Origin of the sequence: Paenibacillus sp. CH40, from assembly GCF_024213605.1 — a bacterium.
Taxonomy (GTDB): domain Bacteria; phylum Bacillota; class Bacilli; order Paenibacillales; family Paenibacillaceae; genus Paenibacillus; species Paenibacillus polymyxa_B.
In genome coordinates, this window is the sequence record NZ_JANAVQ010000009.1 from 78,000 (window position 1) to 91,137 (window position 13,138).

The following is a 13,138-nucleotide window of genomic DNA, read 5'->3' on the forward strand; positions in this document are numbered from 1 at the left end:
TATATTATCCTTATGTATTCCTTCATTAAAGGAGACTATCGATATGATCGCTACACCCCGTTTTGCCATCGAGCAAGCGTTGCGGAAAGTGCCATTCAGCATGTCCGCCGACCATGTCCACCAAGCGCACGAAATCTATTATTTGCTGGCAGGAGAGCGCTACTACTACATTAATCAGCGGGTATATGCGCTCCAGAAGGGCGATCTGATTTGGATCAGCAAACATGATTTTCACCGTACGAGTAACAAGGGTAGCGGTAGCCATGAACGGATTTTGATTAACTTTGATGAAGAATTTGCAGCCTCGTCAATAACCGTCTCTCCCTCCAGCGATCAGAACCAGCTTCTTCTGCCAGAGAAAAGCTTTCTGCTTCGCCCCTCCGCGGAAGAACAATGCGAGCTGGAGCACCTATTCCGGCAAATGCTAGATGAATACCACCAAGAACATGCCTACCGCCAGCTATATCTCCAGAGCTTGCTACTCCAGCTCCTTATCCGCATCCGGCGCATACAATCGGCCACTGCCGATACCATTGCACCGGAACGTAGCGAAAAGCAGCAGCGCGTGTACTCGGTCATCGCATACTTGCATGCTCATTATGACGAGAGCCTGTCGCTAGATCAGCTGGCTGAGCATTTTTATATTAGCAGCACGTATTTATGCCGTATTTTCAAGCAGACAACAGGTTTTACCTTAGTAGAATATCTTCAGGATGTGCGGGTCCAGCAGGCTCGGGCGTATTTAAGAGAAACAAGCTGGAAAGTGACTTCCATTGCTGAAAAAACGGGTTTTGACAGCATCGCTCACTTTGGTCGTGTATTCAAGCACCTTACCGGGCACACCCCACTACAGTACCGAAAAAAATACAAAAAGGAGTAGAGAGATGCCCCTACCCCTTAATTCCCGTCAAGGTGATGCCTTCAATAATTTGCTTTTGGGCAATGATGTAGACGATTAGCACCGGGACGACAGAAATGGTGGTACCCGCCATCATCAGTGACCAATCGGCGGTATATAACCCTTTGAAATTGTTAAGTAAAAGCGGAACCGTGAATTTCTCCGGTGTATTGAGATAGATAAGCGGATCAAGAAAGCTGTTCCAGGCACCCAAAAAGGTGAAAATCCCTATCGCCGCCAATGCCGGACGAATGAGTGGCAAAATGACGCTCCAGTAAATACGAATGTAGCCCGCCCCATCCATTACCGCCGCTTCCTCTAGATCGCGTGGGATACCCATGACGAACTGGCGGAGCAGAAACACTGCGAATGCATTAAACAAGGCTCCAGGTACGATCAGCGACCAATGCGTATCCAGCCAACCGATGCGATCCATCACCAAATATAACGGAATCATCGTCACCTGCTTGGGCACCATCATCGTAGCGAGGAACAAGATAAACAGTATATTCGAGCCCGGAAATCGGATTTTAGCAAAAGCATACGCCGCCATAGACGCGCTAATCAGTGTCGCTGTCACGATGATCACCGTAATGTAAAAGCTGTTCATATACGCCTGCACGAAGGGCATCGCCTCCAGCGATGCCGGATAGTTGCTCCATACGAACGGATCAGGAATCCATTGAGGTGGGACGACGAAAATTTGAGAAATATCCTTCAGGGAACTTAGAACAGTCCACAGGAATGGAAAAAACATGACTAAAGAGCCGACAGCGAGCAGCACATGGCGCAGGAATACCCTACCTCTGGAACTAATCTCCATAGTGCACCCACCTCTTTTGCATTTTAAATTGCAACAGTGTAAATACGAGAATGATCACGAACAAAATCATTGCTGCCGCGGCACTTTCTCCCATCGTGAAGTCAATGAACGCCTGATCATAAATGTGGTACACCAGTGTATAACTTGCTTTAGCTGGCCCTCCATTCGTCATGACAAACGCCTGATCGAACACCTGAAAAGAACTGATGACCATCATGATGGTCACAAAAAAGGTCGTTGGTGACAACAGCGGCAATGTAATATACCTTAGCTGCTGGAACTTGCTGGCCCCGTCAATTTCCGCTGCCTCGTAATAGCTTTTGGAGATACCCTGGAGTCCTGCCAGAAAAATGACCATATTATATCCCAGTCCCAGCCATATGCTCAAAAGCGCAATCGACGGAATCACCCACTGCGTATCGGTAAGCCACATCGGGCCTGTAATCCCAATCGCTCGCAGCAGATGATTTAAAATGCCAAATTCGCCGTTCAGTATCCACATCCAGATGACACCAACCGATACCGAACTGGTTACGACAGGCATGAAAAAGAACAAGCGATAAATTTCCTTGCCCTTCACTTTGTTGAGCACGATGGCTACGAGCAGGGCCAATATAATCCCCGCCGGAATGACCAGCACCATATAGTACATCGTATTGATGAGTGCCTTCCAAAAATCAGGATCAGATAATTGGCCCTTGAAATTGTCCAAGCCGACAAACAAGGGTACGCCAAATCCATCCCAGTTTACAAAGCTTAAGTAAAGCGCATATAGCAACGGCAACAGCGAAAAACATAACAGACCCAAAAACTGGGGGCCAATGAATAGATAGCCCCACAGCGCTTGATGCTTTTTCTGCATCTTGTCACCTTCCTCCCCGGTCACGGCCCATCCCGTGCCTACTTGACCGCCTTGGATATGATCTGATTCAACTTTTCAATGGTTGCCGCAGCATCCTGCTTGCCCAGGAACATCAGGTCGATGGTTTCCGTGATATCCGAGTTCAGCCCTGGCACCTGAGCATCATAGGCCAGTGCAGATCCATGAGCATGCCCTATGTTACGTCCTTCGGTCAAATAGCTTGAATGCTCAATTGTCGCCTTTTTCATAATGCTCTCATCTGCGGCAGCAAGCGTACCCATGGCATTCCCACCTTCAACCAGCCGGGCCTCCTGCCCCTTCACAGAGACGTAGAATGCTGCCAACTTCATGGCCTCTTGCACATGCAGACTATTTTTGTTTACAGCTACATAGGCAACCGGAATGGCAACGGGCTCATTCTTACCGGTATTGGATGGCCAGTAGATATAATCGAAGTCGAGGCTTTTATTTTGGCTAAACAAGGGTTCCAGCCATCTTCCCGCCGCCAGCATACCGACTTGATTGGACATGAACATCGCGTCAGCCCCTTGCCCTTTGGGAAGCGAGCCGAGATATACCGCATTTCCCTTTTTCACCATATCGTACATAAAACCGAAGGCTTCCTTGCCCTTTTCATTGTGGTCCAGCACATATTTGCCTTGTTCATCAAAGATCTGACCGCCATTCGACCACACCCATGAATACCAGTGAGCCCACCAGTTTTCCGCAATATAACCCTGCTTTCCGGCTGCCTTCAGCTTGGATGTAACCTCTTCAAAGGCGTCCCAATTCCACTTGCCTTCGTCATAGTATTCTTGCGGCGTCTTCACGCCTGCTTCCTTAAATACCTTTTTGTTGTAATACATGACCATTGGGTTTGAGTCGGGAGTGACCCCATAAATTTCCCCATCACGCTTTGCCGGTCCCCACAATCCTTCCGGAAAATCCTCAGCCTTCACATCACTCGCATCACTTTTTAAAAACTCACCCAAAGGCTGTACCTGCTTCGCCCCGATCAAACGCGCAATCGTCGATTCATACGAATAAAACACATCCGGTCCGCGACTTCCCTGAAGCTGTGTCAACAGCTTTTGCTCATATTGGTCTCCCGGTACAGGCACCAGCTTAACCTCGATATTTGGGTTTTCCTTTTCAAATGCATCCAGCGCCCGCTGATACACCTTCACCTCCGCAGGATTACCCCAAGCCTGCATTGTAAGTCGCACTTTTTGCCCTTCTGTCTCCTCTATTTTGGGAGAGGTACTGCATGCCGCTGCAAGTAAAAACAGAACGCTGAGGAAAAATCCAATCTTTATCCAGCTCATGTAATTGTCCACCTTAACCGCCTCCTGTAGCTTCGCATGGTTGTATGTCGCTCTTCTTTTGAAGCGCTTACAAAACTTTCCCTATCATCATATGTAGAAGGGGGAGGCGCGATATCCCCATTTTCATTTTTATATAATTTTTTCTTTTGGGGGCTCTGATATGACAGCGACCAAGAGAAAGTAAAGGGCTATACAGCAAAAAAAGAAGAATGCAGATCACCTGCTTCCTTCTTTCGTATTCCTTCAGTATGATTCCGTTTTCTATGACTTTATTAGCATCTTTTCAAAAATATTATAGCCGTTCGTTTCGCCTATATACGTATAACCGCATTGTCTGTAAAACTCACTAAGCTTGTCATTGCCCGCAATACAGTCTAAACGGATTCGATCCTTGCCTGTGAAGTGGATGCCTTGTTCAATCCATTGCATCAGCTCACGGCCTAGCCCCTTCCCGGTGCTATCGCGATCCACAACCAAACGATGCAAATATACTGAGGTTCCTCCTTCAGAATCCGTTTCGTCTAGTCCCCACAACTTACGGTCCCATGCACTGGGCTGCTGCTGTAAGATCACTGCGCCTGCCAAGCTATGATCCTCTGATGCTCGGAAAATAACCACTTCTCCGCGTGCAATAGCGCCGCCTAGGTTATGATCATCTTTACCTTTTAGTAAGCGTCCCCATTGCGTAGAGCCTTTACTGTGCAGCCATCTGGCCGTCTTTAAAATTAACTCCTGAACCTGCTCCTGATCTTCAGTGCTTGCCTGAAAAGCCATTAATCCTGGTTTGACGGATGATTCGACAATATTCATTGATGTCATGCTGCACCTCAACTCTCAAATTTTCCTTATGTATAAAATATAGCATAAAAAATGAGCGTCTGATGATCTGGCAGAGCGTAAAAAATATGAATACTACTATACTCTTATCGGTCATTTATGGTGAAAAATGTAACCTTTCTAATCATTTCAACCGATGATATCCGTATGAGAACAGTTGGAAAGGTTGTGAATGAGGTGCCAAGCCGTAATCCATATCTCCTCAAAAAGATATTTGGCATAAACAAAGAACGTATACTCATCTTCGCGCTGCTGCTGATCCCCGCTATCGCTGCCTTTATTGGAACAAGGCCTATGCCTGCGCAGTATATTTTGCAGGGAGAAATGCATCCGGTCAAAGATCTTGGCGTTCAGGGAAGCGTGTTTTTTGCGTCTGTGCAAACGGGTATTGCTAACAATCTCCTGGAGCGTTGGAATGTATATTCCAGTGAAAATGTATCTGGGGGAGCGATTAAATTTGAACCTCTTGCCCCTGATGAAGTGGACTCTTATTTGAAGGACCTTACAGAGACGGACACGCTAAAATATTCTGCCATGCAAGCCGTACATGCAGCGACGGAATTAAGCGTAGACAGCGACACAGCTGGGGCTACGGCGACTTTCTCGAATCTTAACAAATTGGAGGATGCTCGCTATGCGGAGCTATTGACTCATTTGCAGGATCTTTCGGGAAATTCCTTGGGTCTGATGACAGGTATCGGACTGTATGAGGAAGCCAATAATATCGACTTTTCAGATGGCGGACGTCACAAAATCGCAGGCTCTGGCACGATGGAAGAATACGGAGATGTCGGATCGGTCGGTGGGCTGGAGCAAAAGCTGCTGGGAGCCGAGGCGGCAAAGGTTGATCTATTCTTCGTACCGGCAGATTATGAATGGTACGGTGAGGAAGGCAACGAAGCAGAGGCTGCCCGAGTTCAAAAGGAGCATGGACTCAAGTTACGCATTATCCCCGTAGAAACACTGGAGGATGCTATCGTGTATTTGAAGCAACTAGACTGGGAGGAAGTACATCTTGAATGATCCAGATTCCAAAGCATTCCCATCTAAGACAGCTGGCAGCGTACATCAAGCCTTACTAGCAGTGGGCACTATAGGCGAATTTCTCATCCTTATTTTTACATTAGTGTATATCTACGCAAATGATTTTTATTATGATCATCTATACGAGCTGGAGCAAAAATTTACAGTTTTTAGCTTTGTGCTGTACTACTTGTGTTTTGTAACCTATCTGATCTGGCTAGTTCAAGTACATAAAGCCATCCGGCAAAAGCATTCCGATTATCCGATTCGTACCGTGGGAGCCATTGCTCGCATGATTCCTTTTATTAACTTGTGGGGATTCTCTAATACATTCACCCATATTTACAGGTACTTTGCGCTCCACCCCGAATTGGAGCGCAAAGCCCGTTATATTCAAAAGATGATTGTTCCGCTATATTTTGTCTGGTTTGGTGAAGGAATTATTAATCGGATTCTTATCCGACACTTTTCCGATATGGAATCGATGTCCATGTTGTTGGGAGCTATAATGCAAACCGCCAGAATGGCCTGCTTTTACTGCATGACACGGGTTATTCACAATAGTCTGGTTATGCTGAATAAAAAAGATGAAGAAGGATTGCATTAAAAAAAACGAGCTGGCCTTCACGGTCAGCTCGTTTCCATTTCTGGTGAATGGTGTTACTCCATCCCCATGATTTAATTCGTCTGTGCAGCAGGCACGATTCGGTATAATCCTGAAGTCTCGCCCGCCGCGGGATGTACTTCCTGGATGAACCATCCTAACGAAAGCACTCTCTCCAGCCGATCATACTCAGCCTTCGTCAGTTCGGATGTAACGGCTTCGCTTCCTTCCTCTAGTGACAGCTCAGGCTCCCGCCCGAACGCAACGGCAATCCACGAACGAATGCCCCGGATCGTATTGTACTTGATCTGATATCCGTCCGTTACCGTGCTGACAAACACCTCCGGCTCTTGGGACGCCAGCCCGGTGACAAGCTCTGTATAATCAAAATCGGATGGTCCGTCCGTTGGCAGCTCATTTTGCTGCACGCGACGGATTAATTCCTCTTGGGACCAGCCTAAAGAGCGTAATGATTCCAGCAAGAGCGCGTCCCATTGGGAAATACGTACTCTTTTCGTCGATTCAGTCATCGTTTTTTACCTCCTTTGGGTCATGCACATCATACAACCGATCTTAACCCTAAAGGTTAACCGGGTATGCTACATAATGGCCGGGACTGATTTCTCTCAGCTCGGTTGCACTGTTGTTATCCTTGTCCCATACTAATGAACCGTCTGGTTGGGCCAAGCCTCCTCCCAGTCCCCCTTGCTCTCCGACCGCTCTCGGATCAGGCACAGGGATGGAGGATAGCAGCGCCTGCGTGTAGGGGTGAGCGGGCTGCTCATACAGTTCATCTGCATCAGCTACTTCTACCAGTCGCCCATGGTACATCACACCGATTCGGTCTGAAATATGCCGCACCATCGACAAATCATGGGCGATGAACAGATAAGTCAGACCGAACTCCTGCTGGAGATCCTCCAGCGTGTTAATGACCTGCGCCTGGATGGACACATCCAGCGCTGAAATCGGCTCGTCACAGATGATGAACTCGGGATTCACGGATAGAGCACGAGCGATGGAAATCCGCTGGCGCTGCCCGCCACTGAACTCGTGCGAGTAGCGGTACAAATGCTCCCGCTTCAGCCCTACTTTTTCAAGTAAAGCCACCACGGCATCCTTACGCTCACTGCCCTGATGCACTCTGTGAATATCCATCGGCTCACCGATCAGGTCAAGCACGTTCATACCCGGATTAAGAGAGGAATACGGGTCCTGAAAAATGCTCTGAATGCGCCGACGCAGCGGCTTGAGCTGCTTATCGTTCAGCTTGGAAATATCCTGACCGTCAAAGCGTACCGTACCTTCTGTATAATCGTATAACCGTGTCAGGCAGCGTCCAACCGTCGATTTACCACTCCCCGACTCGCCGACCAGTCCGAACGTCTCGCCACGCTTGATTTGGAAGCTCACACCATCCACCGCCTTGAGCACCTCAGAGCTACGCCCTAACAAATCCTTTGCGGTCACAAAATGCTTCTTAAGCTGGTGTACCTCCACCAAGGGCTGTTGCTCACCCAATACATCGTTTGTTTCACTCACCGTCATTCCCTCCTTCCGCGTGGCCCGCTTTCGGCGTCTCGCAGACTCCGGCAGGCACTGCGTCCGGCTCGTTCAACCAGCAGGCTGCTCGCTGATCCGGGCGCAGCTCCACCATCGGTGGCCGCTCTACACAGCGGGCAAACGCGTGTGGGCACCGTTCCATGAACGGACAGCCTGATGGCGGGTTCAGCAGGTCCGGCGGCGTGCCCTCAATCGGCACCAGCCGCTCGCGGAAGCCGTTCGTGCGCTGGGGCACAGAACGCAGCAGGCCCTGCGTATACGGATGGCCCGGACGATAGAAGATATCGTCCACGCGTCCCTCCTCCATCACCATGCCGCCGTACATGACGATGACACGGCTGCACACCTGAGCGACGACGCCCAGATCATGGGTGATCAGAGCAATGGACATGTCGGATTGCTGCTTTAGCGTCTTGAGCAACTCCAAGATTTGCGCCTGAATCGTTACGTCCAGCGCTGTAGTCGGCTCATCTGCAATCAGCAGCTCCGGGCTGCACGAGAGCGCCATGGCAATCATCACCCGCTGGCGCATCCCGCCGCTGAATTGATGCGGGTATTGGTTCATTCGGCGCTCCGGCTCGGTAATGCCTACTTGTCGCAGCAGTTCTACAGCTGCTTGCGTAGCCGCTTCCTTGCTCAGTCCTTGATGTCTGCGAATCACCTCAACCAGGTGATAGCCAACCTTTTTGACCGGATTCAGCGAGGTCATCGGGTCCTGAAAAACCATTGCAATCTGGTTTCCGCGTATTTTGCGCCATTGCTTTTCCGTCAGAGCGGTCAGGCTTTGTCCCCGGTAACGAATATCGCCGTTCAGCCGCTTGCCCGGCGGGGCAATCATCGACATGATCGCTTTCGCTGTAACACTTTTGCCGCTGCCGGATTCTCCTACGATTCCTACCGTTTCTCCAGCATCAATATGAAAACTAACCCCTCGAACTGCCTGATTCTCCCCTTCACGAGTGAAAAAGGAGACCTCCAGCTGTTCGACGGACAGTAGATGTTCTGTCATTGTGTTTTCGCTCCTTCCTGTCGCTCCTGGAGCCATTTGTAATGGACCTGTACTATGAATCTATGAAACTATGAATCATCGTTTTACTAATTTGGGTTCAAAGCCTACACGCAGCACATCCCCCAAAACATTAAAGCTCAACACAGTCAGTAAAATAAGTAGACCCGGGAATAATGCCATATATGGGGCCTGTGCAATATATCCTTGGGCATTATTCAGCATACTGCCCCATGTAGCGTTCGGCAGCTGAACACCAAAGCCGAGGAAGCTCAGTGACGATTCCATCATAATCGCTGACGCGATATTGTTCGTCGCCCCTACAATAATTACCGGAATCAGATTCGGTACGATATGCTTCATAATAATACCAAACGTACTTTGTCCCGAAGCTTTGGCGTATAGTACATACTCCCGTTCGCGCAACGTCATTGTCTCTGCACGAACCACACGGGCAATGTTCATCCACATGAGCAGTGCGATAATGACAATGATATTGCCGACGCCCGGCTTCAAAAACACACTCAGCAGCAAAATAACCAAGAAAGACGGAATTGACATGATCAGCTCCAAAACCCGCATAAGCAGATTGTCGATCCATCCTCCAAAATACCCGCTCACAACCCCTACCACTGCACCGATACTGGTCGCAATAATCATGGACGCGAAGCCTACCAGCAATGATACACGTCCGCCGTACAGTGCTCTTGTAAAATAGTCCCGCCCATAATCATCCGTCCCAAACCAGTGTGCCGCTCCCGGTGGTTGGAGACGCTCCAGCACGTTCAACTTATTCGGGTCCTGCGGCGATAAAAATGCGAAAATCGCCCCCAGCGAGAATACGATCAATAGTATGAGGGCGACGGCGCCCATTTTGCTCGTCATCAGCTCGATCCCGATGTTGCGCCATTTGCTCCGATTCATGAATTCACCTCGTTGATTTAATTCTCGGGTCCGCAATGCTGTACAAGATATCCGCAAGCAGATTACCCAGGATCAGCAGCAGAGCGGAAAATAAAGTAATCCCCATGATGACGGGATAATCCATCCCTTTTACCGCCGTCATGCCCAGCGAGCCAATGCCCGGCCAGGAAAATACCGTCTCCGTCACAATGGCTCCAGCCACCAGGTCCGCAACCGACATTCCGAGCAGCGTAATGATGGGCAACAGCACATGCTTAAGCACATGTCGAAACAAAACCAGTCTTTTTCCAGATCCGAACGCGTATTGAATCTGCACATACTCTTCCTTGAGCTGCGTAATCGTGCTGGAACGGATGTACCTCACATACACAGACAGAAAGCCGAAGGCCAGTACAAAACATGGTAAAATCCCATGCTTGATTACATCTAGCACCGAGTCCGTACCGATGGTACGCATTCCTGTACTCGGAAGCCAATGCAGATAAATCGCAAACAAATAAATAAGTAAAATACCGAGCCAAAATAGCGGAACAGAAATTCCGATGTACGACATCAGATTAATGAGCTTGTCGATCCAGCGATTCCGATTAGCCGCAGCCGTCAAACCGAGCGGAATTGCAATCAGCACAGCCAGTATGATGGAGGCGCCCATCAACCCGGCTGTAGCCGGCAGACGATCGAGAATCTGATCCAGCACAGGCTGGTGATTAATTAGCGAGTAGCCGAGATCACCCGTCAGGCTCTTTTTAAGCCATAATATGTACTGCACATAAGCAGGCTGGTCCAGCCCCAAGCTATGCCTCATTCGTTCAATGTCTTCCAGATGCATATTCGGTGTAACAAAAGAGAGAACCGGATCACCTGGAGCCAGCTTGATCAAGCCGAAGCAGACGATGGACACAAAAAATAGCATCGGTATAACTTGCAGCAACCTTCTGGCGATGAGTTGTCTCATACGTTTCCCTTCCCCTTGCTGTTTTCGAAAAAAATAAGCTGGTTAGCCCAGCTTATTTTTGAAAACCCTGTCTTATTTGTGATAAATTTTGGACAAATCCTCGAAAATCACGACCGGCTTTAACACAGCCTGATCAATACCGCCATACTGCTTGTCGAAGGCTACAATAGTCTTGGTGTAAGCAATCGGGTAGATGACAGCATCCTCAGCCAGCAGCTCTTGTACCTTTTTATAAATTGCTCCACGTTTAGTCGTATCCGACTCACCCGCACCCTCTTCCAGCAGCTTATCTACTTCTTTATTTGAATAATGTGAATAGTTGGAAGATGATCCGGTGCTATACAAAATACGATATGCGTCAGGGTCATATCCCATGATATAGCCGCTGATCGCCAGATCGAAGTCCTTAGCATTCGTATCGACGAATTTTTGCGACCATGCCGAGGAATCCATGCTGTTCACGTCCAGCTGAACGCCTATGTCCTTTAACTTCTGCTGGATATAGAGCGCTTGTGCTTCTTGTACCTTGTTGCCGCCCGGAATGATAATGCGCAGCTTCAGTCCTTCAGCTCCAGCCGATTTCAGCAGCTCTTTTGCCTTGTTCACATCATTATTGAAAAATGCAACGTCGTTCGTGTGATACAGTACATCCTGTGTCAGAGCAGATTTTGCAGTATCTGCATAATCCTTGGAGCCATAGGATACCTGAATCAATTCATCCTGATTCAATGCATAAGAAAGCGCCTGCCGTACTTCTTTTTTGTTCAACTGCTTCGTATCACTGTTTTCATTAAACATCAGATAAGCCAAGCGACCTTCGCTGTAAGGGAAAATGTCAAACTTATCTGTTGCTTTAATGGTCTCCACATTTTGCGGATCGAGATAGTTTACATTGATCTCACCATTTTGAAGGGCCAAATTCGCAGCATTTGAATCTTTAACAATCCGGTATGTTACTGAATACAGATGCGGCTTTCCGCCAACATAGTTATCGAACCGTTCGAGTGTAACGTACTCACCGGTTTTGTACTCTTTAAATTTGAAAGGACCAGATCCAATCGGAGAGTTGTTTTTTGTGCTTTTCTCAATATCCGCTTCATTCTCGAAAATGTGCTTCGGAATCGGGGATACCTGTACCAGTGCTGCCTCAAAAGCAGGAGCTGGCTGAGGCAGCTTGAAATCCACCGTTGTATCATCAACCTTGCTCGCCTGAACCGGTTTGCCATTAACCATAAAATTACTTCTCAAAAAGCTGTGCTGCTTCTCGTCCAAAATTTTGTTAATGGTGAAAACAACATCGTCAGCTGTCAGCTTCTCGCCATCATGCCAAGTCAGATTTTTTTTCAGTTTTAGTGTATAAGTCAGCTTGTCTGCTGAAGGAGTCAGACTGTCTGCCAAATAAAATGTCTTTTTGCCATTGTTCACTTGAAACAATGGTGCGAATATCGCCTGATCTATCGTAAGACTTACCCGATCACCCGCATAATTCGGATTCAGCACCACCGGATCAGCTTGTACGCCAATGATCAGGCTGCCGCCATCTTTAGGCTGTCCGTTATCAGCTGTTGTGGTAGCTGTACTGGGTGTATTCCCATTCGTCTCAGACGTAGATCCAGAATTCCCGCCGGAGCATGCACTTACAATCAACATCAATACAATAAATACCAATACACCAGTCAAATTACGACGCATCGCTCTAGCCCCCGTGTCCTCTTAGTATGTAATAAATTTATTATAAATCGGAATAGTCGGATTTACAATCGGTCAAAAACTGTTTATTCCCCTTGTCATTAGCATTCCAGACATTATGTGATCGAATCTAGGAAAAAGACACCCGTTAAGGGTGTCTTCAGAGTATCCACAAACTGATTAGTGCCAGGATGGCAGGCAGGCCTTGCTTTAATAAAATAGACTTATTGGCAGTTAATGCACCATACAACGCAGCCACTACCACACAAATGACAAAGAATAATTGGATTTGCCGCCCGAATACAGTATCCGGATAGAACAAGCCCCACACCAATCCGGCTGCCAAAAAGCCGTTGTACAGCCCCTGATTTGCAGCCAGGGATTTGCTTGCTTCCGCCAGCTCCTTCGAGGTGCCGAACGTACGCATCGCCCGCGGAGTCGTCCACAGAAACATTTCCAGTATTAGAATGTACACATGCTCCAGAGCTACAATTCCGACCAATATTGAACTAAGTAAGCTCAAGTATATTCCTCTTTTCCACATAAAGTTACTATGAGGTGATTTTTAGATCTATCCTCGAAAAGTATAGTTCATCTTCCAAAAACAGTAAAGAGACCGAGCCTAAGGC

The 13,138-nt window shown here is 48.0% G+C and carries 14 protein-coding genes; 3 read left to right on the forward strand and 11 right to left on the reverse strand.

All coding sequences use genetic code 11. The annotated features are described in order from the left end of the window. Window positions 1–43 precede the first annotated feature (43 nt). A complete protein-coding gene (locus NLX73_RS21310) occupies window positions 44–880 on the forward strand; it encodes a helix-turn-helix transcriptional regulator (protein WP_165179596.1) in 837 nt (278 codons plus the stop codon). A 10-nt stretch (window positions 881–890) separates the two neighbouring features. Here the strand turns inward: NLX73_RS21310 and NLX73_RS21315 are convergent, their stop codons facing one another. From NLX73_RS21315 to NLX73_RS21330, 4 genes are all read right to left on the reverse strand, one after another. After that, on the reverse strand, window positions 891–1,721 hold the full coding sequence (locus NLX73_RS21315; RefSeq protein WP_013308340.1) for a carbohydrate ABC transporter permease: 831 nt from the start codon (window positions 1,719–1,721) through the stop codon (window positions 891–893). After that, a complete protein-coding gene (locus tag NLX73_RS21320) occupies window positions 1,711–2,583 on the reverse strand; it encodes a carbohydrate ABC transporter permease (RefSeq protein WP_061830759.1) in 873 nt (290 codons plus the stop codon). The genes NLX73_RS21315 and NLX73_RS21320 overlap by 11 nt, the downstream gene beginning before the upstream one ends. 38 nt (window positions 2,584–2,621) lie before the next feature. Beyond that, the gene (locus NLX73_RS21325) at window positions 2,622–3,920 is read right to left on the reverse strand and encodes an ABC transporter substrate-binding protein (protein ID WP_165179595.1); all 1,299 of its coding nucleotides are present in this window, start codon (window positions 3,918–3,920) and stop codon (window positions 2,622–2,624) included. 249 nt (window positions 3,921–4,169) lie between these two features. Continuing rightward, window positions 4,170–4,727: a GNAT family N-acetyltransferase gene (locus tag NLX73_RS21330; protein ID WP_165179594.1), complete on the reverse strand. Its 558-nt coding sequence runs from the start codon at window positions 4,725–4,727 to the stop codon at window positions 4,170–4,172. Between the two features lie 165 nt (window positions 4,728–4,892). Here NLX73_RS21330 and NLX73_RS21335 point away from each other — a divergent pair, with 165 nt between their 5' ends. Together NLX73_RS21335 and NLX73_RS21340 are read left to right on the forward strand one after the other, a co-directional pair. Next, window positions 4,893–5,768: a hypothetical protein gene (locus NLX73_RS21335; protein WP_254327271.1), complete on the forward strand. Its 876-nt coding sequence runs from the start codon at window positions 4,893–4,895 to the stop codon at window positions 5,766–5,768. After that, window positions 5,761–6,375, forward strand: coding sequence for a hypothetical protein (locus NLX73_RS21340; protein ID WP_165179592.1), 615 nt, complete (start codon window positions 5,761–5,763; stop codon window positions 6,373–6,375). Before NLX73_RS21335 ends, NLX73_RS21340 begins: the two co-directional genes overlap by 8 nt. Before the next feature lie 71 nt (window positions 6,376–6,446). On the opposite strand, the gene NLX73_RS21345 is transcribed toward NLX73_RS21340, so the two are convergent. The 7 genes from NLX73_RS21345 to NLX73_RS21375 all read right to left on the reverse strand — a co-directional run bounded on the left by NLX73_RS21345 (window position 6,447) and on the right by NLX73_RS21375 (window position 13,032). Continuing rightward, a complete protein-coding gene (locus NLX73_RS21345; protein ID WP_165179591.1) occupies window positions 6,447–6,902 on the reverse strand; it encodes a hypothetical protein in 456 nt (151 codons plus the stop codon). A gap of 49 nt (window positions 6,903–6,951) precedes the next feature. Continuing rightward, window positions 6,952–7,914 (reverse strand): ATP-binding cassette domain-containing protein, encoded by a 963-nt coding sequence (locus NLX73_RS21350; RefSeq protein WP_483311712.1) that lies wholly within the window; start codon window positions 7,912–7,914, stop codon window positions 6,952–6,954. Further along, entirely contained in the window at window positions 7,907–8,944 is a 1,038-nt protein-coding gene (locus tag NLX73_RS21355) for an ABC transporter ATP-binding protein (protein WP_069290854.1), read from the reverse strand. The genes NLX73_RS21350 and NLX73_RS21355 overlap by 8 nt, the downstream gene beginning before the upstream one ends. Before the next feature lie 75 nt (window positions 8,945–9,019). Further along, entirely contained in the window at window positions 9,020–9,865 is an 846-nt protein-coding gene (locus tag NLX73_RS21360) for an ABC transporter permease (protein WP_254327273.1), read from the reverse strand. Between the two features lie 4 nt (window positions 9,866–9,869). Beyond that, window positions 9,870–10,820, reverse strand: a complete 951-nt coding sequence (locus tag NLX73_RS21365; RefSeq protein WP_023986565.1) for an ABC transporter permease — start codon at window positions 10,818–10,820, stop codon at window positions 9,870–9,872. 72 nt (window positions 10,821–10,892) lie between these two features. After that, window positions 10,893–12,512 (reverse strand): ABC transporter substrate-binding protein, encoded by a 1,620-nt coding sequence (locus NLX73_RS21370; RefSeq protein ID WP_254327274.1) that lies wholly within the window; start codon window positions 12,510–12,512, stop codon window positions 10,893–10,895. Window positions 12,513–12,669: 157 nt separating this feature from the next. Next, window positions 12,670–13,032, reverse strand: a complete 363-nt coding sequence (locus tag NLX73_RS21375; protein ID WP_061831915.1) for a DUF1304 domain-containing protein — start codon at window positions 13,030–13,032, stop codon at window positions 12,670–12,672. Window positions 13,033–13,138 lie beyond the last annotated feature (106 nt).

Excerpts from the sequence above, each read along its gene's own strand:
- NLX73_RS21315 (WP_013308340.1), bottom strand. The coding sequence starts at position 1,721 with ATGGAGATTAGTTCCAGAGGTAGGGTATTCCTGCGCCATGTGCTGCTC.
- NLX73_RS21370 (WP_254327274.1), bottom strand. The coding sequence starts at position 12,512 with ATGCGTCGTAATTTGACTGGTGTATTGGTATTTATTGTATTGATGTTG.
- NLX73_RS21365 (WP_023986565.1), bottom strand. The coding sequence starts at position 10,820 with ATGAGACAACTCATCGCCAGAAGGTTGCTGCAAGTTATACCGATGCTA.
- NLX73_RS21360 (WP_254327273.1), bottom strand. The coding sequence starts at position 9,865 with ATGAATCGGAGCAAATGGCGCAACATCGGGATCGAGCTGATGACGAGC.
- NLX73_RS21330 (WP_165179594.1), bottom strand. The coding sequence starts at position 4,727 with ATGACATCAATGAATATTGTCGAATCATCCGTCAAACCAGGATTAATG.
- NLX73_RS21320 (WP_061830759.1), bottom strand. The coding sequence starts at position 2,583 with ATGCAGAAAAAGCATCAAGCGCTGTGGGGCTATCTATTCATTGGCCCC.
- NLX73_RS21335 (WP_254327271.1), top strand. The coding sequence starts at position 4,893 with ATGAGAACAGTTGGAAAGGTTGTGAATGAGGTGCCAAGCCGTAATCCA.
- NLX73_RS21345 (WP_165179591.1), bottom strand. The coding sequence starts at position 6,902 with ATGACTGAATCGACGAAAAGAGTACGTATTTCCCAATGGGACGCGCTC.
- NLX73_RS21310 (WP_165179596.1), top strand. The coding sequence starts at position 44 with ATGATCGCTACACCCCGTTTTGCCATCGAGCAAGCGTTGCGGAAAGTG.
- NLX73_RS21355 (WP_069290854.1), bottom strand. The coding sequence starts at position 8,944 with ATGACAGAACATCTACTGTCCGTCGAACAGCTGGAGGTCTCCTTTTTC.